The sequence below is a fragment of the Streptomyces sp. NPDC029151 genome (genome assembly GCF_055564315.1).
Map to the genome: position 1 here is coordinate 38,345 of NZ_JBVHWQ010000010.1, position 20,708 is coordinate 59,052.

Below are 20,708 nucleotides of genomic sequence, written 5' to 3' on the forward strand. Positions count from 1 at the left end.
AACCTCTGCGATCGTGGCCGCGTCACCACCGGGTGACGATTTGCGGGCGCCGGCGGAGAGCGAGGCGCCCAGCCCGCCGCGGGCGACCAGGCCGGGTCGTGACTCGGCGAGTTGGGTGGCGGTCTCGATACCGGTCGGCCCGTCCCCGACGACCCATACGCCGCCCCCTTCACCCCGCTCCTCCAAGCCGTCCGACCGACAGGGTCCGTCGGTGAAGAACGGACGGGCCTCGGTCAGTCGACGCCTTCGACGATGCGGAAGTCGCGCTCGACGCCGTCGGAGAGAGCGGCCAGCGCCTCCTGGTAGGCCGCACTCTCGCGCGCCGCGACGGCCTGCTCGAAGCTGTCGAACTCGACCAGGACGGTGCGCTCGGCGATGCCGGCGTCATGCGCCGTGACCCGTCCGCCACGGACGAGGGTCCGACCACCCCCGGCCTCTACGGCCTGACGGGCCAGCTTGTTGTAGGCAGCCAGCTTCTCGGGGTCGGAAATGGTGCGGTAGACGCTGACCCAGTAGCCCTTGGGCATGGAACCTCCAGTGTGGGGATGAGTGCATCCGACTTACGGGGTGGTGTCGGACGAGCGTCGGCGGGCGAGGGCGAGTCCCGTCAGCGTTGTGAACGCCATGGCGCCGATGCCGGCCAGCGCCGCGGTGGTGTAGGCGCTGTCGTCGGGGAAGAGGTGGCCGGGGCCGGTGCCCGCGGCGAGGATCAGGCCGCCGATGGCGCTGCCCAGGGAGTACCCGACACTGCGGACGACGTAGTGGAAGCTCATGGCGCTGGACGTCTCGCTCTTGGGGGTGACGGCCAGGATGACGCCGGGCATCGCGGCCGAGAAGCCGCCGACGCCGCAGCCGAGCACGCCCATCGCCGCGAACAGTTCTGCCAGGTCCGACCGGGCCGCCGCGAACAGGGCGAACCCGCCGCCGACCACGACGGCGCTGCCGGCCAGGAGCAGGGGGGCGGCGATCCGCTTCCCGGCCCGCGGTGTGAGCTTGCCGGCGACGAACCCCAGCACCGAGAACGGGATGAGGACCAGCCCGGCGACGAAGGTCGTCAGCCCGAAGCCGTAGCCGGCGCCGTGCGGCGTCTGTGCGTACCGGGTGATGAGCGTGAGCAGGAGGTACATGCCGATCCCGCCGACGAACATGGCGAGGTTCGCCCCGGCGACCGCCGGGTGCCGCACCGCCCGCACATCGACCAGGGGCGTCGTGCTGCGCAGTTCGATGACGGCCCAGGCGCAGAGCAGCACGACCGCGACGACGGCGAGGCCCGCCGCCACGGCGAGGTGCCGGCTCCACAGATTCCGTTCGCCGGCGAGGAACAGCACCAGGAGCAGCGCAGCGGCCAGGACGACCGCGCCTGCCACGTCCACGCGGGCGGAGCGGCCTTCGGGGGCTTCGGGCATGGAGCGCCACGCGGTCAGGAGGGCGGCGGCGGTGACGACCAGACCGAGGCCGTAGGCGGCCCGTACCCCGCCGAGCTCGGCGAGCAGTGCGGCCAGCGGGTAGCCGACGCCGGCCCCGATGATCGAGACCACCGAGATCAGGGCGATCACGGCCGCGCCGCGCTCCTCGGGGAGGTGGTCCCGGGCGACGCCCATCATCAGTGCCGTCAGCCCGAGTCCGACGCCCTGGGCCGCCCTGCCGGCCAGCAGCCACGCGAACGGCAGCGGCAGCACGGTGAGGGCGCTGCCGGCGACGACGACCGCCAGCGTGGCGAGGATGGTGGCCCGCCGGTGCGGGCCTGCTCCGAGCCGGCCCAGGACCGGCGTGGCGACGGCGCCGCTGAGCAGCGCGACGGTCAGCGTCCACTGCGCGCTGCCGAGCGAGACGTGGAACGAGGTCGCCACGCTGGTGATGAGCGGCGTCCCGAGGCTGGCGACCGCCGCCACGACCAGAGCGATGAACATCAGGGCGGGGACCAGCAGCCGTGCCTCGGTACGCGCCACCGGGAACGCCTTCACCTCGACTCCGTCGACCGGCTGCCCGGTCACTGTTTCGGCCCTTCGCGGTCCCGGCTTTCGAGCTCTGCCAGATGCTCCAGCGCCGGAAGGGCCGCCACCAGCGCCTCGACCTCGTCGCCGGTGAGCTCGCCGATCAACCGCTCGAACGCGTGGACGCCCGCCTGGCGCCGCGTCCGGACATAGGAGGCGCCGGCCTCGGTCAGACACACCAGCGTGACCCGCTTGTCGGACGCGTCGCCCCGCCGCTCGACCAGGCCGGACTCCTCCATCACCCGGACCAGGGCGGTCATCGCGGGCTGGGTGACGCCCTCGACCGCGGCCAGATCGGTGATGCGCCGGGGGCCGGTCCGGTCGAGGGTGGCCAGGGTGGCGGCGGATGTCAGGCTCATGTCCCGGGGCAGGCGTCTCGCGGCCCTGGTGGCCAGGCCATAGAGGGCTGCCCCGATGGCGGCGGACGCGCCAGGAGTGGTGTGTTGACGGCTCACGCATGAAGCATAGCCTTTTTATATTCACGGCTTATGTAAATGGCCGACCGGCGCCGACTCGGGGAGCTGCGAACGAGGACGCCCGCCTCCTGGCCGGACGGGAGGAACGACGGGCACGTTGGCACGGGGAGCCGGGCGAGGGGCATGGGGGGTCGCTCGGCCCTGGGCGGTGTCCAACCCGGTGGCCGGGGGGCCGGGTGGCCCTGGTTCGCGCGGTGCGTGGCGCTGGATGTGGTGCGCGACACACCCGGTTCGCGCTGTACGAGGTACGACCTGTTCGCCCCCCGACCGCACCGTCAGGCGTCGGGCGCGTCGGGGCGCGCGGGCGGGACGGCGTCCTTGACGACGGCGGCCAGGTTGATTTCGAGGCGTTCGAGCACGGCGAGGCTCTCGCCGCGTTCGGCGTCGGTGAGGTCGCCGGCGGCACAGCCCTCAAGGCGCGCCCAGAGGTCCTCGACCTGTTGGCGCAGGGCCTGGCTGGCGGCGGTGGGTTCGACCAGGACGGAGCGTTTGTCGCTGGTGGAGCGCACGCGGCGCACGAAGCCCGCCTTCTCCAGGCGCTGGATGGTGCGGGTCATGGTGGCCGCGTCGGCGCCGACGTGCCGGGCCAGGTCGGTCTGACGCATCCGGCCGCGGTCCCAGAGCTGCATCATGACCAGCTCCTGGGCCGGGTGCAGTCCGACCTCGCGCAGCAGCTGGCCGGCGAGCATGCGGTGCAGTCGGGCCACCCGGAAGATCGCATGACTGATGGGCCCCCGGCGTGCGGCCTCGGGGAGTTCCCCGGCCTCGGGGACCTGGGGCGTTGCCTCGGTTTCCATGGCGCCTTCCGCTTCCTCCCGTGCGGCCTGACCACCGGGGCCGACCGCGGCGGCCGGCGGTGGGGCCGACCGCCGCGTGCGCCCCTCGGCCGCATCCTGAGGGCAGGATATGCGCTGCTCAGGCGCGGCATGCCCGGCGGGCTCGGGTCTGCCGCCGAGCCGTCAGGCGTCGGCTTCCTCCAGCGCGGGGTAGTCGGTGTAGCCCTTCTCGTCGCCGCCGTAGAAGGTGGCGGGGTCGGGGGTGTTGAACGGGCCGCCCCGGGCCAGGCGGGCGGGCAGGTCGGGGTTGGCGAGGAAGAGGGCGCCGTAGGCGAGCAGGTCGGCGGTGCCGTTCTCGAGGAGTTCCAGCTCGGCCGGTCCGGTGGGTTCCCGGCCGGTGAAGGGGTTGAGGACGAAGGTCGTCGGCCATGCCTTGCGCAGCCGGAGCGTCAGGTCGCGTACGCCCGGGGCCTCCAGCTGGTGCAGGTAGGCGAGGTTCAAGCTCAACTCACCATTACTTGGCCGAGCAATTTTTCCGCGAGGATCGGCGCCGCTTGCCGGGTCGGCCTCAGCGGTCGGGTGAAGGCGACGTGCTCGGTGAGCCGCTCCTGGTCGGAGAGGGGATCGGCGCCGCTTGCCGGGTCGGCCTCAGCGGTCGGGTGAAGGCGACGTGCTCGGTGAGCCGCTCCTGGTCGGAGAGGGGCTGGCGCCGCCCGAAGGGCTGGCGGAGGGCCGTGGGGTGGGGGTTGCCGTTCGCGCGGGCGGACTGGGACGACGGCTGGCGGAAGGGCGGGGGGTGGGCTTCTCCTTCGCCGGTGACGGCGCACTGGCGGTGGCGGCGGGAGGCGGCACGACCGGCCGTCGCGCGCGCGGTGGGGCCGGTGCAGGACGCCCGTTCCCGTCCCCGTTCCGGTCTCGGACGCCGCTTCGCGCCGGATGCGTGGGCTCGCGCTCCGGTGACGCCGGGGAGTCCGTGACGGGGACCTCGGGTTCCGCGGAGACGGACTCGGTCGGTGACGCTGCTCGCGGGGCTGCCGGCTGGAGCAGCACCGACGCGGTGGCCACGCCACCGAGGACGGTGAAGGCGACGGCGACGACGGAGTGGACGGCGTATTTCCTCAGCCGCGACGGGCGGTCGTACCGGTCTGCCGACAGGTCCTGCGGCGGAGTCGGCGGGCCGGGGAGGGCGGGGCCGGAGGAGCCCGGTTCCCCGTCGAGGCGGACGGGCGGCATCGCCCCGTCGACGGCCGGAGCGCCGTCTCTCCGCTCGCCCGGCTGTGCCATGCCGAAGTCGTAGGCCCCGCACTCGGGGCAGGTGACGGCACCGTTGAGCGTGCGGTTGCACGGAACGCAGTAGTCCATGAAGCGGCCGTTCTCCGTTGGCGGGTTGACGGAAGGCAAGGGGTGACCCGAGCCGGGCAGCGGTCAGCAGCTACCGGGGTCAACGGGGCGGATCGAGCGCGTGCTCAATCGTCGGCCGACATGTGGGGTAGGTAACGCCGCGGCAAAGACGCGGCGCAGGGGGCGGCCCTCCGCGGTGATGCGGGGCCTCCGGAACGACCGGGGGCCGGGCCCGTGCGGCCCGGCCCCCGTGAGGTGCCTCGTCGATGCGTACGTCGTGTCTACGGCGCCATCTCGTACGCGCCGGAGAGCGCCTCGACCAGTCGCCAGACCCGCTCGGTGCGTGCCTCGTCGACGACCGGCCGCCGGATCGACCCCAGCGCCCATTCCTGCTGCTGTTCGGTCGCCGAGTCCTTGCCGTGCAGTTCGACGGCATGCGCGGAGAAGTCCCGCACGAGGACGGCGAAGAGTTCGTCGAGCACGTCCTCGTCGAGTCCGGTCAGGGCGACCTGCTCCAGGATGAGCTGCCCGTGCACGACGAGGGCGAAGAGCTGACCGACCGCGAGGACGAGGTCGAGGTCGCGGCTCTGCTCCGCGTCGGGAGCGGCGGTGGCCACGAACGCGCAGAGGGCGTCGGCCTGTTCGCGGAAGCGGCTCACGTTGGGCAGGTGCGCGTACGCGTCGAACGCGGGCCGCCAGTCGTGGAAGCGCACCGCTCCGAGACCGCGCGCCGGCCCCTGCCGGAACAGGAAGTCGTCGTCGGCCGCGTCGAGACGGGTGGGGACGTCCGGGTACTCGACCGGGTCGAGGAGGTGGCTGCGCATGAACTTCAGGATCAGCGCCAGGTTGACGTGGACCGTGCCCTCCAGCTTCGGCAGGCCGCGGATCTCCACGGCGGCCTGGCCGAAGTAGTTGTCCTTCTCGAAGCCCTTGGCCGCGATGACGTCCCACATCAGGTCGATGACCTTCTCGCCCTCCGTGGTCACCTTCATCTTCGTCATCGGGTTGAAGAGCAGGTAGCGGCGGTCGTCGGGGCCGGCGGACCGGAAGTAGTCCACAGCGCGGCCGCTGAAGAACTTCATGCCGACGAGCCTGACGTACGCGTCGGTCAACTCGCGCCGCACGTGCGGGAAGCTCGTCACGGGGCGGCCGTAGAGGATGCGGTTGTGGGCATGGGTGACGGCCTCGTACATCGCGTGCTCGCAGATGCCGATCGAGGCGGTGCACAGGTTGAACTTGCCCACGTTGACCGTGTTGAGGGCCGCGTCGAAGGCGGCCCGACCGGTGTGCAGGACGTCCTCGGCCGCCACGGGGTAGTCCTCGAGGCGGAACTCGCTGACGAACTTCGAGGAGTCGACGACGTTCTTGACCAGGTGGTAGGCCGGGTGACGGCTGTCGGCGGCGAAGAAGACGTAACCGTCGGGGCCCTCGACGTCGGTACGGCGGCCGAAGACGGAGACGAGTCCCGCGGCGTTGCCGTTGCCTATGTAGTACTTGGAGCCGGTGGCCCGGAAGCCGCCGTCGCCGTCGGGTTCGAGCAGCATGTCGGTGGAGTAGATGTCGGCGCCGTGGGCCTTCTCGGACAGGCCGAACGCGAACACCTCGCCCTGGTCGAGGAGTTCGGCGGCGCGGGCGCGGGCGGCTGCGTTGTCGCTCTGCCAGACCGGGCCGAGGCCGAGGATCGTGACCTGCCACGCGTACCAGTAGTCGAGGCCGTAGAAGCCCAGGATCTCGTTGAGCGCGGCGATGCGGGCGGTGTCCCACCGCTTGTCCGGTTCCCCCTCCCCCGCGGCGGACGACGGTGTCAGGAAGGTGGCGAACAGGTTCTCCTTCGCCGCGAAGGCGAGGAAGTCGCCGAGCCACGCGCGGGTGCGGTAGTCCTCGGTCAACCGCCGCTTCCCGCGTTCCTCGAACCAGTCGACGGTGGCCCGCAGCAAGCGGCGCGTCTCGGGGTCGAAGTGCGCGGGGTCGTAGGTGCGCGGGTTGAACAGCAGCTGGTCGGCCATGGGGATGACGCCTTTCGGCTGGTGGACGGGGGGTGGATCGGATCGGATGGGGGCGTGACGGCCGGACCGGCCGAGGCGGGTCGGGTCCGGCCATCGGTGCCGGGTGGTCGGGTCCGGCCCATCGGTGCCGGGTGGGTCGGGGCTGGGCGGATCGGTGCGGGGGCGGGCGGATCGGTGCCGGGTGGGTCGGGGCTGGGCCGATCGGTGCGGGGGCGGGCGGATCTGTACCGGGTGGGTCGGAGCTGGGCCGATCGGTGCGGGGGCGGGCGGATCGCTGCCGGCGGGCGGGGCGCGAGTACGGCTGCGGGTGCGGCGGTGATCAGCGGGCCGGGCCGAACCGGGCCAGTGTGGCCAGCACGTCGTCCAGCCAGTCGATCATCATCCGCTCGTACGCGATGCCGCCGCGCAGCACGACGTGCTGCAGCTCCCGCTCCGCGTCCGGCGGCACCCCGGGGCCGGCCCCGTCGGCCCCGGGCGCCGGGAAGTCTCTTTCCTGGCCGGCGAGGTAGTGCGCCAGCCGGTTCCGGTGCGCCTGCCGGTGCCGTTCCACCTCGTGGATCAGGGCGGACGGGTCCTCGTCGAAGGCGGCGCCCCGGATCTTCACGGCCAGGTCGTGACGGACGCTCTCCGGCTCGGTGGGGTCGTGCAACCAGGAGGTCAGCGCGGCCCGGCCGAGGTCGGCGACGGAGTACTCCTTCTTGTCCGGCCGGCCCTGCTGCGGGACGTCCCGGACGTCGACCCAGCCGTCGTTCTCCATGCGCTTGAGCACGCGGTAGATCTGCTGGTGGGTGGCGGTCCAGAAGTAGCCGATGGACCGTTCGAAGCGCCGGGCCAGCTCGTAGCCGGAGCCTGGCTTCTCCAGAAGCGACACGAGGATCGCGTGTTCGAGCGCCATGACGACGATCATTCTATGCAACTCGTTGCATAGCAAGCCTGCCCGTCCCGATGCGACGCGGCTCACCCATCGGACGGGCCCGCGCCGGCCACTCGCCCGTGCCGGCCGCCGGGCTGCGCCGGCCACGGGCCCCCGCCGACCGCCGGGGCGTCGCGATCGCGGGTGCGGTTGTCGTCCGTCCTGCGGCACGGGATCCTGAGGGGGCACGGAGGGAAGCGGTGCCATGGATCGTTTTCCGCATGCCGCCAACGTCGATTTCCACAGCCCCCTGGACCTCTCCAAGGCCGCCACCGCGGTACTGGACGCCGAAGGCCGCGTGTGCGGTTGGGGACCCTCTGCCCGGCGCCTGCTCGGGCACTCCCCCGAGGACGTGCTCGGGCAGCCGGCCTCCCGGCTGCTGGCGGCGACCCCCGAGCAGCGGCTGTCCACCCTCTGCAAGCTGTGCACGGCGCACAGGCCCCGCAGCACGGTCCTCGACCTCTGCTGCCGGGACGGCCGTACCCTGCGCGCGGCCGTGACGTTCAGCCCGCTCGCGCACCGGGGTGCCGCCGCGACCGTCGTGGTCGCGGCCGACCTGACGGCGCTGCGCGGCTGGGAGGCGCAGCTGGCGCTGCTGCAGGGGCTGGCGACCGAGTCCGACGTGGGCCTGACGATCTTCGACACCGACATGCGCGTCCTGTGGGGGAACGTCTCCACCGATCTGGAGCTGGCGGGGATCGCCCAGTACGTCGGCCGGCCGGCCGCGGACCTGTTCCCCGAGGGCGAGTTCATCTCCCGCCACCACCCTCCGGACGAGGACCAGATCATGGAGCACGTGCTGACGACGGGGGAACCGATCATGGGCATGCACTATCGCGGGCGTGCCCCTGCCGACCCGGGGCGCGAGCACGTCTGGTCCTGTTCGTACCACCGCCTGGTCGACGCCCGGGGGGAGCTGCTGGGGCTCTTCGAGGAGTCCCTCGACATCACCGAGCGCTACCGGGCCCAGGAGCGGCTGTCGTTGCTCGTACGGGCGGGGAAGCGCATCGGCGCCTCGCTGGACGTGCGGCGTACAGCCGCGGAACTCGCGGACGTCGCGGTACCGCAGCTGGCCGACGAGGTGCTGGTGGACCTGGCGCCGGCGGTCATCGAGGGGCGGCAGCCGCCCACGGGCTCCGCGCCGGGGCACAGTCTGCTGCGGATGCACGGCCGGACAGCGGAGGAGTTCCGCACCAGTCCCGTCTCCTACCCGCCCTCGTCACCGCAGGCGCAGAGTCTGGCCTCCAGTCGTCCCGTCGTCGACTTCTCGCGCCCCGGGGCACCGGTCGGCACGGGCCCGGCCGTCGCGCCGGCCTCCCGTTCCGCGCACTCCTCCCTCTTCGTCCCGCTGCTCACCCGCAACGCGGTCCTGGGCCTCGCCACCTTCCGGCGCAGCAGCAACCCCGACCGCTTCGGGCCCGAGGAGCAGACGCTCGCCGTGGAACTCGCCGAGCGGGCCGCCGTCGGCATCGACAACGCCCGCCGGTACACCAGCCAGCACGCGGCGGCACTGGTGCTCCAGCGAAGCCTGCTGCCGCAGCACCTGCCCGAGCAGAGTGCGGTCGACGTGGCGTACCGCTACCTGCCCGCCGACAGCCGTGTGGGCGTGGGCGGTGACTGGTTCGACCTCATCCCGCTGTCCGGTGCCCGGGTGGGCCTGACCGTCGGCGACGTGGTGGGCCACGGAGTGCACGCGGCCGCGACCATGGGCCGGCTGCGCGCCACCGTACGGACCCTGGCCCTGCTGGACCTGGACCCGGCCGAGCTGCTCACCCGGCTGGACGGCCTGGTCGCGCAGGACGCGGAAACCGACGCCGACGACGGGCTCGGCGACGAGACGCTCGGGGTGACGTGCCTGTACGCGATCTACGACCCCGTCGGCGGCCGGTGCGTCTGGGCGAGCGCGGGCCATCCCCCGCCGATCGTTGCCGACGCGAGCGGCTCGGTGGCCCTGTCCGCGCTGGCGCCGGGACCGCCCCTGGGGCTGGGCGGCCTGCCCTACGAGAACGTCGAGCTGAGTCTGCCCCGTGGCAGCGTCGTGGCGTTCTTCACCGACGGGGTCGTGGAGGACCGGCACACCGACATCGACAGCGGGATCGACCGTCTGGCCCATGTGCTCACCTGGCAGCGGTGCCCACTGGAGGAACTGTGCGACCGTGCCCTGTCGGCCCGGCCGCCGGGCCCGCAGTCCGACGATGCCACGCTGCTGCTCGTGCGCACCCGGCGGCTCGGCGCCGACCATGTGGCGGACCTGGAGCTGCCGCCCGACCCGGCCATGGTGGCGCGGGCCCGCACGGACACCGAACGCCAACTGGCGGACTGGGGCCTGGCGGAACTGTCGTTCAACGCGGCACTCGTGGTGAGCGAGCTGGTCACCAACAGCATCCGGTACGCCTCCGGGCCCGTCATGCTGCGGTTGATCAGGGACCGCTCCCTGCTGTGCGAGGTCTCCGACAACGCGCACACCGCGCCCCACCTGCGGCGAGCACGCCGGGACGACGAGGGGGGCCGCGGCCTCTTCCTCGTCGCCCAGATGTCCCAGCGCTGGGGCACGCGCTACACGGCGTCGGGAAAGACCATCTGGGCCGAGCTGGCCATCGCCTAGCGGCGCGGCGGCGGACGCATCCGGAAGCCGGCCTCCTCCGGGTCACGGCCTCGCCGGCGCACGCGAGCGCCGGGCGTCAGGGACGGACGGGCCGGGCCGGTGCGCGCCCCGGGAGGCCGGCCCCCTCCAGGCGGTACGGGCAGACAGCCCCGGCTTCCGGCGGCCTATGCGAAGTCCTGTCGGGCCCCGGCCTGACCACAGCGGACGGCGACGGCCGCGATGTCGTCGTCGAGCCGTCCGCCGCTGTAGTGGAGCAGGTCCCGGTGAAGTCGGTCCAGCAGCTCGCGGGGTGCCGCCGGGCCGAGCTGCCGGACCCACTCGGGCAGCGGGAAGAAGGTGCCGGTGCGGTCCCGGGTCTCCGTCACTCCGTCGGTGTAGAGCAGCATCTGGTCGCCCGGGGCGAAGGGGACGGTGTCGATGGTGTAGTCCTCTCCGAGGAGCGTCGCCAGGTTGAGGGGCGTCGAGGGGACGGTGGGTTCGAGGACGCGGATCTCTCCGCTCCGCATCAGCAGGGGCGGTGGGTGCCCGCAGTTGAGGATCCTCACCTGTCCTCCCTCGTACCGGATCTCGGCGATCAGGGCGGTGGCGAAGTGCTCAGGCTGGTCGGGGTCGAGCAGCGCGACACTGTAGCGGCCGATGCTGGTCTCCAGACGGTGGATGATGCTCCTCAGGTCCGGCTGGTCGTACGCGTTCTCCCGGAAGCAGTTGATCACCGCCGAGGCGGCCCCCACCGCGGACAGCCCCTTACCGCGCACGTCGCCGATGAGCAGCCGGACGCCGTAGGGCGTGTCGGCCACCTCGTAGAAGTCGCCTCCGATGCGGGCCTGCTCCTGGGCGGCCAGGTACAGCGACTCGATCTCGACGCACTGGACCCGGCGCGGCAGCGGGCGCAACAGCACCTGCTGGGCGGCGTCGGCGACGAGCCGGATCTGGAAGAGGGCCTCCTCCCGCTGGAGCCGGAGACGGCTCGTGTAGGCGGCCGCCAGGGTGACTGCGGCGATCGCGGCCGCCGTGTAGGGTGTCCCCAGGTCGGAGTAGACGAGGCTGAGCCCGATCATGACCAGCAGGCAGAACGCCCCCAGCAGGATCGTGGGGACCACGGGCCACATCGCGGCGGCGATGGCGGGCGCGACGGGCAGGAGGCGGCTGAAGGCGATCTCCCTGGGGGTGGCGAAGGCCAGGGCGGAGATCACGATGGTGAGGAGCACGGGGGACAGCATCACGGGCTCGCGTCGGCCACCGTGGGGAAGGCGGTGGCGCCGAGGCCGTCCTGTCCTGATCACAGAAGTATCTTATCGGGGCATAACGGTCTACGTTCCGTGAAAGCGCCCGCACCCGAGTGCACCGGCCATCCGCGGCGTCCGCCGACGCCGGCCGCCCACAGTGGTGTTATCAAGGGTGTATGAAGGTATTTTCCGGGCGCCTTCGGGGCCCGGAACGTCATCCGCCCGCCGGGCGTCCGCGTGCAGGTCGCGCTTCCCTGCTGAACCTGCGCAGTGCGGCCGGTCAGGTGTTCCTTCTCCAGGTCGTCATCGTGGTCCTGCTGGTCGTGGCCGCGATGGTGGGCATGGTGCTCCAGGCGGCGCGTGACGCTCTCCAGCAGGGGCGACGGGCGTCGGTCATCGCGGCCCAGTCGTTCGCGAGCGCCCCCGGCACGGCCGCGGCCCTGCGGAGCCGGGATCCGTCGGCGGTGCTCCAGCCGCGGGCCGAGGAGGCCCGCAAGCGCACGGGCATGGATTTCATTATTGCCATGAGCACGACAGGCATTCGCTACACATACCCCTACCCGCGGGAGATCGGGAAGAAGTTCGTCGGCACCATCGAACCGGCGCTGCACGGCCGTACCGTCGTCGAGCAGGCCGGCGGACCCCCTCTGCCCGAGGGCAGGGGGACGGACGTGCAGGCCGTGGTCCCGGTGACGGACTCGCGCGGCAAGGTGGTCGGCCTGGTCTCCGCCGGGCTCACGGTCAAGAACGTGGCGGCGCTGTGGCTGCCGCAGCTTCCGATCATCCTGGGCAGCGGCGCGGCCGCGCTGACGCTCGCCGTGACGGGAACGACACTCGTGTCCCGGCGGCTGCGACGGCACACCCACGGCCTGTCCCCGGTGGAGCTCGCGCAGTTGTACGAGCACCACGACGCGGTCCTGCACGCGGTGCGCGAGGGGGTGCTGATCACCGGTGCCGACGGCCGGCTGCTGCTGGCGAACCCCGAGGCGACGCGGCTGCTCGGGCTGCCGGAGGACGTCCGCGGGCGTCCGGTGCGGGAGCTGGGGCTGCCGGATCCGGTCATGCGCCTGCTGTCGTCGCCGGAGGCGGTCACCGACGAGGTGCATCGAGCAGGGGACCGGCTGCTGGCGGTGAACAAGCGGCCGACGTACCCGCGGTCCGACCGGGGAGGCAGCGTGGTGACCCTGCGGGACACCACGGAACTGGCGGCGGTCTCGGGACGGGCCGAGGTCGCACGGGAGCGGCTGAAGCTGCTGTACGAGGCCGGGGTCGGGATCGGTACGACGCTGGACGTGGGGCGTACGGCCCAGGAGCTGGCCGAGGTGGCGACGCCGCAGTTCGCCGACCTGGTGACGGTGGATCTGCTCGCCGCGGTGCTGCGCGGATGGGAGCCGACCGCGGAGGGCTGGCGGCAGCTGCGCCGGGTGGCGATCGGCGGTGCCCAGCCCAGGGTGCCGGTGTATCCGCTGGGCGAGGTGATCGCCTTCTCCCCCCGGAGCCCGCAGCTGCGCACGCTGCAGGAGGGGCGAGGCGTGCTGGAGCCGGATCTGCGGCAGGCGCACGGCTGGCGGGAACAGGATCCCGAGCGCTCCCGCAAGGCCCTGGAGTGCGGGCTGCGGTCGCTGGTGGCCGTCCCGCTGCGGGCGCGGAACGTGGCCCTGGGCGTGGTGAACTTCTACCGCACGGCGGATTCCCCGGCGTTCGAACCCGAGGACCTCGCCTTCGCGGAGGAACTGGCCGTGCGGGCGGCGGTGGCCATCGACAACGCCCGGAGGTTCACCCGGGAACACGCGATGGCGGTGACACTGCAGCGCAGCCTGCTGCCCCGGGGGCAGCCGGAACAGGACGCGCTGGAGGTGGCCTGGCGGTATCTGCCGGCGGAGGCCGGTGTGGGCGGGGACTGGTTCGACGTCATCCCGCTCCCGGGGGCGCGCGTGGCCCTGGTGATGGGCGACGTCGTCGGGCGCGGCCTGCACGCGGCGGCGACGATGGGCCGGCTGCGCACCGCGGTGCACAACTTCGCCGTCCTCGACCTGCCCGTGGACGAGGTGCTCGGCAACCTGGACGACCTGGTCGTCCGCATGGACAACGAACAGCACACGGGTGACACGGCGGAGGACCACGAGGGCGAGGGCGTGACCGGAGCGACCTGCCTCTACGCGGTCTACGACCCGGTGGCGGGGGTCTGCACCATGGCCCGTGCGGGACACCCGGAACCGGTCGTGGTGCGCCCGGACGGGACGGTCGCCTGTGCCGGGGTGCCCGCATCGGCGCCCCTCGGTCTGGGCGGCTACCCGTTCGAGACGACCGAGCTGTCCCTGCCGCAGGGTTCACAACTGGTGCTGTACACGGACGGGCTGGTGGAGGACCGCAGCCAGGACATCGACGTGGGGCTGGAGCGGCTGCGCCGGGCGTTGGACGGATCAGGGAGCCGCAGCCCGGACGAGACGTGTCAAGCGGTGATCGACGCGCTGAAGCCGTCGCACTCCTCCGACGACATCGCGCTGCTCACGGCACGCACCCGGACGTTCCCGCCCTCGCGCGTGGCCGAGTGGGAGGTGCCGCCCGACCCGGCGCTGGTCCCCTCGGTACGGGCGCGCTGCAGGGAGATGTTGCGGCAGTGGGGGCTGGAGGAGATCGGGTTCGCCACGGAACTGATCGTCAGCGAACTGGTCACGAACGCGATCCGGTACGGCTCGCCGCCGGTGCGCGTGCGGCTGCTGCGCGGACGCTGTCTGATCTGCGAGGTCTCGGACGGCAGCGGCACCTTGCCGCGCCTGCGGAGGGCGGCGACGACGGACGAAGGCGGACGGGGGCTGTTCCTGGTGGCACAGTTCGCTCAGCGATGGGGGACGCGGTACACGACCCGCGGCAAGGTCATCTGGGCGGAACAGCCTCTCCCCGACGGCACTGCCGCCGCACCACGGCTGACCCCGGTCGACTTCCTTCTCGACCAGTTCGACCTCGACCAGTTCGACCTCGACTGACTCGATTCGCCAGGTCCGATTCCTCGGGGTCGACTCCTCAGGTCTGACTCCTCAGGTCCGATTCGGCAAGTCCGACTCGGTGGGTTCGGCCTCGGCCCGTTCACGGTCCCGGCTCGTGCGACGGCGTCGCCCCGCGAGCGTCGGCTGCCGGAATGCGCGTCCTGCGCGGACGGGCCGCCGTCACCCGGACGCCGGTGCCGACGGTTCGGGGTGGCCGAGTCCGCCGCCGGGCTGACCCACCGCCAGATCCGGTCGACCGCCATACCGGTGACGGTGGCCGCAGCCCGTGGTCGTGCTCGCCGACGCCGCCGACGCCGTACCGCTCGCCCGGGCGCGTCTTCAGCGGGCCGGGCCCGGCCACCACACGACCCGCTGACGCCTCCCCGCTCCCCGGACCGCTCCCGCGCGTCCTCGGCGCGTCGGCCCCTTCGACGGCGGGGGACCGCGCAGACCATGGACGCACAGAACACGTCGCCCGTCGAGGAGCTTGAATGATCTTCATTACCGCGAAGTTCCGGGTACTGCCGGAGCATGCCGACCAATGGCCGCAGATCGCGGCCGCGTTCACCGAGGCGACACGCGCCGAACCGGGTTGCCTGTGGTTCGACTGGTCCCGCAGCGTCGACGATCCGACCGAGTACGTGCTCGTCGAGGCCTTCCGCGACGAGGAGGCGGGTGCCGCGCACGTCCACTCGGCCCATTTCCGCACGGCGCAGCAGACGTTGCCGCCGCACCTCGCCGAGACGCCGCGCATCGTCAACATGACGCTCCCGCAGGAGGACTGGTCCCTGCTCGCGGAGATGGCCGTACAGGGCCGCGGCTGATCGTCTCCCGTCCCCACGGGCACCGGCGGCAGGCCCGGGTGAAGCGTCACCCGCCATCGGGTCCGGCCACGCCACCGGAGCACCGCCGGTGCCCGCCCTCCGGCTCTCTCCGCCCCCGTCGGCCCACGGTCGTGGCGGTGTCGTCGGCACAAGCGGCCGGCACGCCGGCCACCCGGGCGGCATCGGCCGCCTCCCCGAGACCTGGGACCCCCTGAGGGCTCGTCGGCACTGTGTCCCGTGTCACGCATCCCAAGGGCGCATACGTTGCCTGCGTCACAGCGGAATTGTCCGTTTATCGCCCATCCTCGAAACGGATACCAAATCCCAAATCGGGCTAATCGGCATCGCCTTGGGCTCGCTGTTCCGAAGTGACCCATGACACAGCACAAGTGACGTTCCCCCCTCTCACCCGTCTCAGGTCCCCCGAAAAGGTGCCCCATTATGGCCGCTTACGTCTGCCCTCCTGCCGTCATACACGGCGAGCACACCGTGAAGACCAGCCAGATCGTGACGGAGGTGCGCGACCGGCACCCGCACGCGGCGTGGGCGCCGCGGATCGACGGCATCGCGGCCAGTACGGGCATCGAGACCCGCGGGTGGATGCTGCCACTGAAGGCCGCCGTCGCGCCCGGCAACGGCAGTGGCCTGCGGGCTGTCGGCATCGAGCCTGCCCAAGAGGCCCTGGCGCGCGACGGGTTCACCCAGCACGACGTGGACCGTGTGATCGCCGCCCTGGAGACCATACCCGCGCCGCAGACCGTGCAGGAGCGCACCGCACCGGCCTGGGAGGCCGTGCAGTCGTACGGGGAGCGTGCGGCTCGCGGGGCCCTGCAGGCAGCCGGGCTGGACCCCACGGACGTCGACTGCCTGATCACCAGTCACTCCACCACCCCGGCGCTGCCGGGCCTGGACGTGGCCCTGGCCAACCGGCTTCCGCTCCGTGGCGACGTGATGCTGCTGCCGGCCACGCAGTGGGCCTGTGTCGCGGGAACCCGCTCCCTGGCGCTGGCGGCGGACCTCGTGGCGGCGGACCCCGACCGGGTGGTCCTGGTCGTCATCGCGGAGGCGCTGAGCACGACCTACCAGCCCGCGGACGACACCCTCGAGTCCCTGATCGTCCGGCTGCTGTTCGCGGACACCGCGGTCGCCGCGGTCGTGACGGGCCGTCCGAGGCGCGAGTCGGTGCTGCGGCTGGACGCCGCCTGGCACCACACCCTGCCCGGCACCCAGGACCTGCACCGGCTGGAGACGCGGGCGGACGGCACCCACTTCGTGATGGACCGGCGCGGGCCGCGGGCCGTGCAGGAGACGGTCACCGCGATGTGGGAGTGGCTGCGCGCCCGCTACCAGGACACCCCCGACTCCTGGCACCCCGACGTGCTGCTCGCGCACCCCGGAGGGACCCGGGTGCTGGAGTACATGGAGCAGACGATGCCCGACACGTGGCCGGCGGGACTGCTGGACTACAGCCGGGACAGCTACACCACAGGCAACCGCGGGGGCGCCGCCGTGTTCGACATCCTGCGGCGGGCGTACGACGCCGGGAGGCAGAAGTCCGGCGACCGGGCCGTCCTGTACGCGGCGGCACCGGGCCTCACCGCCACCGCCCTGGAAGGGGAGTGGCTGTAGAACCAGCCCGCGCACGCGGGCGCGTCCGTCCCGGCCGGGGCCGCGTCACCGTCGCACGTCGCCGCGTCACCGTGCACGTCGCCGCATCACCGTCGCACGTCGCCGCATCACCGTCGCACGTCGCCGCATCACCGTCGCACGTCGCCGCGTCACCGTGCGACTTCGGCCCAGACCACCTTCCCGGCGTCCGTCCACCGCACCCCCCACCGGGTCGTGAGCCTGTGCACGATGTGCAGGCCACGCCCGCCGTCGTCGAGCAGGCCGCCCCGCCTGAGGAGCGGCCTGCCGTTGCCGGTGTCGCCCACCTCGCACAGCAGGCCGTGGCCGACCCTGATCAGCCGTACCGTGACGGGCCCGGTGGCGAAGCGCACCGAGTTCGTGACCAGCTCGCTGACCAGCAGCACCACGGTGTCGCGGGTGTCGTCCCTGGTGGCCCATCGCCGCAGCAGGGCGGCGACCTGCGCGCGGGCGCGGGCGGGGGCGTCGTCGCGGGCCGGCAGCCGCCAGGTCGCGGTGTCCCCCTTGCGGTAGCCGATCATCCGTGCGAGCAGCAGGGTGACGTCGTCGCGCTGGTGCGCGGGAGCCAGCACCGAGACGACGTGCCGTGCGGCCCGCTGCAGGGTGTCCCAGGGGTGCACCGCGGACACGGCGTCCGCCAGCCTCCCGATGCCCTCGTCGATCGATACGGCCGGGTCCTCCACCAGACCGTCGGTGTACAGGGCGAGCAGGGACCCCGGGGGCGCGCCGAAGGTGTGCACGTCGAACGGTTCCCGCAGCGCGAACTCGGCGCCCAGACCGGGGTGGGGGCGGACCGCGAGCGTGTCCGCGTGGCCGTCCGGGGAGACCAGGACCGGGGGGAGGTGACCCGCGCTGGACAGCGTCACGTGGTGGCCGACCGGGTCGTAGAGGGCGATGCAGCAGGTCGACCCGAGGGCGCTGTAGCCGGCCGTCAGCCCGGACTCCGCGTCGTCCAGGAGCGCCACGGTCTCGTCCAGGTGCTCCAGTACCTCGTCGGGCGCGAGCCCCGCGGACAGCAGCGCGCGGGCCTCCATGCTCAGCTGTCCCATGGTCGCCGCGGCTCCCAGGCCGTGCCCGACCACGTCACCGACCACGAGTGCGGTCCGGCCGTCCGGCAGCGGAAAGCTGTTCACCCAGTCGCCGCCGACGCCCGCACTGTCGGGTGTGGCGGGCTGGTAGACGCTGGCGATCTCGATGGTGTCGCCACCGGTCCGGGGCAGGAGCCGGCGCTGCAGGGCCAGCACCTGCGTGTGCTCGCGCTGGTGCTGCCGGGCGAGGTCGACGTGGTGGGCGGTCCTCGCCACCAGTTCCTGCAGGTCGAGCAGCTCGCTGTCGCGGAAGGGGCAGTCCGCTCGCCGCCAGACCTCCGCCACGCCCAGTACGACGGGCGGTGTGCCGTCCAGGACCAGCGGTATGCACGCCACACCCGCGGACCGGTCACCGGGCACCAGGGCCCGCACGACCCGTGGACTGCCGAGGACCCGCTCGACCGCCTCCCGGTCGGGTATGACGATCGTCTGCGGGGCGTCGTCGCGCAGCACCGCCTGGGCGAGCAGGCGGCTCGCGTCGCCGGGAAGATCGTCGCCCGGAGTCACGTAGCCCTCGGGCCACGCCCGGTCCGGCACGAGGGCCGCCCGCCGCAGCCGGATGCGTCCCTTCGTCCGACCGCTGACCCCCTCCCCCGTCCACACCGCGAAGTCGAGGTCGACGGCGGCGACGTCTCCCCAGGCCAGCAGGGACTCCGCCAGCGACTGCGCGGTCTCGCCGATGTCCAGCGAGGTGCCGATCGCGGTCTCGGCGGCGTACAGGTGCAGCCTCCTGGCCATCGCGATCAGGGAGACGGTCAGGCCCTCCTCGGGTGGTGCGGCGGGCAGGATGCTCATCGAGACCACCAGCTCCGACCTGTCGCGGCGGCGCAGGCGCTGGATCCGGGCGACGTGCGCCTCGCCGGTCTCCACGACCTGCCGCAACCGCCGGGTGACCGTCGGTACGTCCCCCGGCGGGAGGAGATCGACGAACGGCCGCCCGACCACGGCGTCCAGGCCCGCGAACACGGGGGCGTCGAGATTGCAGCGGGTGACGACCAGATCCCTGTCCAGGTTGACCGCGCCGAGGATCTGCTCCTGCCGGCCGGCCGCCGGGTCCTCCGGTGCGCGCCGGCGCGTCGTGCGGTCGCCCCGCGCGTCGCCGGAACCGGCGCCCGCCGCCGCTCCGCCACGCGGGATGTAGCGCCCCAGGGCGCTGCTGACCAGGTCGAACGCCGAGGAGGACGAGGGGGAGGGTGTGGAGTCCATGCGGCTCTCTCAGCAATCCCCGGCGCCACCGCCGGGGCCGTACTCGGACCCGTGCGACCGGGCCCCCGGGATCCCTGACCGCACACCTCATTGAATAACAGCACGGGTCGCTTCGCCCACACCAGCGACCGCGCGGGCAGCGCGGACGCACCGGCGCCGACCACGGCCTGATCAGTACGGTCAGGTGCCTCGGTCCAGGCTGACGACGACGATGGCGATGTCGTCGGTGGCGCCGCTGGCGACGCCGAGGCGGGCCAGAAGCGCGTCGGCGAGGTGTTCCGCGCCGAAACCGGTGCAGGTGGCGAGCGTCGAGGTCAGACGGGCGAGGCCGGTGTCGATGTCCTCACCGCGGCGTTCGACCAGGCCGTCGGTGTAGAGGACGAGGGTGTCGCCGGGTGTGTAGGTCACGTTGGCCTGCGGACGGGGGACGTGTTCGGGGCGGGCGCCCAGGGGTGGGTCGGTGGCCTGGTCGAGCAGTTCGCAGGAGCCGTCCGGGTGCAGCAGGACGGGCGGGGGGTGCCCGGCGCTGCTGTAGATGAGCAGCTGGCTGTGGCAGTCGACGAGGACCTGGACGGCGGTGGCGGCCAGTGCACCGTCGACCGAGCGGGCGTACAGCCCCAGGACCTCCAGTGCCTGGGCGGGGCCGTGGACGGTGCGGGTGGCGGCGCTCAGCGCGCTGCGGAGTCTGCCCATGACGGTGGCGGCCATGAGCCCGTGGCCGACCACGTCGCCGACCGTGACGGTGAAGCGGTCCGCGGGCAGGTCGACCGCGTCGTACCAGTCGCCGCACACGTTCAGGGATCCGGTCGCGGGCAGGTAGCGCACGGCGATGTCCGAGTGCCGGGACAGGTCCGGGGAGTGGAGCATGGCTTCCTGGAGGGCCACGGCGATGCGCCGTTCACGGGCGTGTGCCTGCCGCAGATCCTCGTTCAGCTGCTGGAGTTGCCGCGCCCGGGCGTACAGCTCGGCTTCCATGGCCGCTTCCCTGCCGGTACTGGCCGACAGCACCTGTGCCGTGCGACGGGCCTGGACGACCTCGGTCATGTCCTCGGACCGGTGGAGGATCCAGGCGACCTTGCCGTCCGGGCCGAGGACGGGCACGTTGATCGCGGTCCACCAGCGTTCCTTGAACACCTCCGGGTCTCCGGCGACCGGGATGTCGTACTTCTGCAACGCCATGTGATCGGTCTGGCCGGAGGACAGGACACGGTGCAGCGACGTCTTCAGCGTCTTCACCCCGGTGGCCTCCTGGTCGGCGGGGTTGTCCGGGAAGGCGTCGAAGAGGTACTGCCCGACCAGCTCGGCCCGGCTCCGCCCGGTCACCTCGCAGAAGGCCGCGTTGACGTCGGCGATCGCCAGGTCGGTGCCGAGTATCAGGCACGGGCTCGGGAGGGCTGCGAACACCCCTGTGTAGTCGATCTTCGGCGTCACACGCGGTACCTGCCAGTCGCTCGCTCTTCAATCTACGAAAGGTCCAGCTCCGGCGCCCACCGGACTCCGCCGGTCCGGGGTCCTGCGGCGCGGGCCCGCAGGCGTCGGGCCTGCGGCGTGGGCCCCGCGGCCCGCCTCCTCCGGACCCGGCCCGAGGCCACGGAACCCCGTCCTGGCGCCCACCCCGC

Annotated in this window: 13 protein-coding genes and 2 pseudogenes; 4 read left to right on the top strand and 11 right to left on the bottom strand. The window is 72.7% G+C overall.

Annotation, left to right across the window (positions count from 1 at the left end):
• Window positions 1-42: 42 nt before the first annotated feature.
• The 8 genes and pseudogenes from ACZ4VF_RS30835 to ACZ4VF_RS30870 form a co-directional block, all read right to left on the bottom strand.
• Window positions 43-198: pseudogene (locus ACZ4VF_RS30835) on the bottom strand (oxidoreductase); the annotation flags it as partial.
• A 35-nt stretch (window positions 199-233) separates the two neighbouring features.
• Window positions 234-527, bottom strand: coding sequence for a DUF1330 domain-containing protein (locus ACZ4VF_RS30840; RefSeq protein WP_467930094.1), 294 nt, complete (start codon window positions 525-527; stop codon window positions 234-236).
• A 33-nt stretch (window positions 528-560) separates the two neighbouring features.
• Window positions 561-1,994: an MFS transporter gene (locus ACZ4VF_RS30845; protein WP_467930095.1), complete on the bottom strand. Its 1,434-nt coding sequence runs from the start codon at window positions 1,992-1,994 to the stop codon at window positions 561-563.
• Window positions 1,991-2,353, bottom strand: coding sequence for a MarR family winged helix-turn-helix transcriptional regulator (locus tag ACZ4VF_RS30850; protein WP_467930343.1), 363 nt, complete (start codon window positions 2,351-2,353; stop codon window positions 1,991-1,993). The genes ACZ4VF_RS30845 and ACZ4VF_RS30850 overlap by 4 nt, the downstream gene beginning before the upstream one ends.
• Window positions 2,354-2,745: 392 nt before the next feature.
• Window positions 2,746-3,267: a MarR family winged helix-turn-helix transcriptional regulator gene (locus tag ACZ4VF_RS30855; protein WP_467930097.1), complete on the bottom strand. Its 522-nt coding sequence runs from the start codon at window positions 3,265-3,267 to the stop codon at window positions 2,746-2,748.
• A 162-nt stretch (window positions 3,268-3,429) separates the two neighbouring features.
• Window positions 3,430-3,747 (bottom strand): annotated as a pseudogene (locus ACZ4VF_RS30860) (alkene reductase); the annotation flags it as partial.
• Window positions 3,748-4,868: 1,121 nt separating this feature from the next.
• Window positions 4,869-6,593 (bottom strand): acyl-CoA dehydrogenase family protein, encoded by a 1,725-nt coding sequence (locus ACZ4VF_RS30865; RefSeq protein ID WP_467930098.1) that lies wholly within the window; start codon window positions 6,591-6,593, stop codon window positions 4,869-4,871.
• A 319-nt stretch (window positions 6,594-6,912) separates the two neighbouring features.
• Window positions 6,913-7,488, bottom strand: a complete 576-nt coding sequence (locus tag ACZ4VF_RS30870; RefSeq protein WP_467930099.1) for a PadR family transcriptional regulator — start codon at window positions 7,486-7,488, stop codon at window positions 6,913-6,915.
• A 223-nt stretch (window positions 7,489-7,711) separates the two neighbouring features.
• On the opposite strand from ACZ4VF_RS30870, the gene ACZ4VF_RS30875 reads away from it, so the two are divergent.
• Window positions 7,712-10,111, top strand: a complete 2,400-nt coding sequence (locus tag ACZ4VF_RS30875) for a SpoIIE family protein phosphatase (RefSeq protein ID WP_467930100.1) — start codon at window positions 7,712-7,714, stop codon at window positions 10,109-10,111.
• Between the two features lie 164 nt (window positions 10,112-10,275).
• Here the strand turns inward: ACZ4VF_RS30875 and ACZ4VF_RS30880 are convergent, their stop codons facing one another.
• Window positions 10,276-11,319, bottom strand: coding sequence for a PP2C family protein-serine/threonine phosphatase (locus tag ACZ4VF_RS30880; RefSeq protein WP_467930102.1), 1,044 nt, complete (start codon window positions 11,317-11,319; stop codon window positions 10,276-10,278).
• Between the two features lie 194 nt (window positions 11,320-11,513).
• On the opposite strand from ACZ4VF_RS30880, the gene ACZ4VF_RS30885 reads away from it, so the two are divergent.
• The 3 genes from ACZ4VF_RS30885 (at window position 11,514) to ACZ4VF_RS30895 (ending at window position 16,777) form a co-directional block, all read left to right on the top strand.
• Complete coding sequence (locus tag ACZ4VF_RS30885) at window positions 11,514-14,324, top strand: SpoIIE family protein phosphatase (RefSeq protein WP_467930103.1); 2,811 nt, start codon at window positions 11,514-11,516, stop codon at window positions 14,322-14,324.
• Window positions 14,325-14,815: 491 nt separating this feature from the next.
• Window positions 14,816-15,148: a putative quinol monooxygenase gene (locus ACZ4VF_RS30890; protein ID WP_467930104.1), complete on the top strand. Its 333-nt coding sequence runs from the start codon at window positions 14,816-14,818 to the stop codon at window positions 15,146-15,148.
• 441 nt (window positions 15,149-15,589) lie between these two features.
• Complete coding sequence (locus tag ACZ4VF_RS30895) at window positions 15,590-16,777, top strand: type III polyketide synthase (RefSeq protein WP_467930105.1); 1,188 nt, start codon at window positions 15,590-15,592, stop codon at window positions 16,775-16,777.
• 149 nt (window positions 16,778-16,926) lie between these two features.
• Here the strand turns inward: ACZ4VF_RS30895 and ACZ4VF_RS30900 are convergent, their stop codons facing one another.
• Window positions 16,927-19,089, bottom strand: coding sequence for a SpoIIE family protein phosphatase (locus ACZ4VF_RS30900; RefSeq protein ID WP_467930107.1), 2,163 nt, complete (start codon window positions 19,087-19,089; stop codon window positions 16,927-16,929).
• 180 nt (window positions 19,090-19,269) lie between these two features.
• A complete protein-coding gene (locus tag ACZ4VF_RS30905) occupies window positions 19,270-20,520 on the bottom strand; it encodes a SpoIIE family protein phosphatase (protein WP_467930108.1) in 1,251 nt (416 codons plus the stop codon).
• Window positions 20,521-20,708 lie beyond the last annotated feature (188 nt).

Coding starts and splice junctions, on each gene's coding strand:
- ACZ4VF_RS30875 (WP_467930100.1), top strand. CDS start 7,712: ATGGATCGTTTTCCGCATGCCGCCAACGTCGATTTCCACAGCCCCCTG.
- ACZ4VF_RS30900 (WP_467930107.1), bottom strand. CDS start 19,089: ATGGACTCCACACCCTCCCCCTCGTCCTCCTCGGCGTTCGACCTGGTC.
- ACZ4VF_RS30885 (WP_467930103.1), top strand. CDS start 11,514: ATGAAGGTATTTTCCGGGCGCCTTCGGGGCCCGGAACGTCATCCGCCC.
- ACZ4VF_RS30840 (WP_467930094.1), bottom strand. CDS start 527: ATGCCCAAGGGCTACTGGGTCAGCGTCTACCGCACCATTTCCGACCCC.
- ACZ4VF_RS30850 (WP_467930343.1), bottom strand. CDS start 2,353: ATGAGCCTGACATCCGCCGCCACCCTGGCCACCCTCGACCGGACCGGC.
- ACZ4VF_RS30890 (WP_467930104.1), top strand. CDS start 14,816: ATGATCTTCATTACCGCGAAGTTCCGGGTACTGCCGGAGCATGCCGAC.
- ACZ4VF_RS30895 (WP_467930105.1), top strand. CDS start 15,590: ATGGCCGCTTACGTCTGCCCTCCTGCCGTCATACACGGCGAGCACACC.
- ACZ4VF_RS30870 (WP_467930099.1), bottom strand. CDS start 7,488: ATGGCGCTCGAACACGCGATCCTCGTGTCGCTTCTGGAGAAGCCAGGC.
- ACZ4VF_RS30855 (WP_467930097.1), bottom strand. CDS start 3,267: ATGGAAACCGAGGCAACGCCCCAGGTCCCCGAGGCCGGGGAACTCCCC.
- ACZ4VF_RS30865 (WP_467930098.1), bottom strand. CDS start 6,593: ATGGCCGACCAGCTGCTGTTCAACCCGCGCACCTACGACCCCGCGCAC.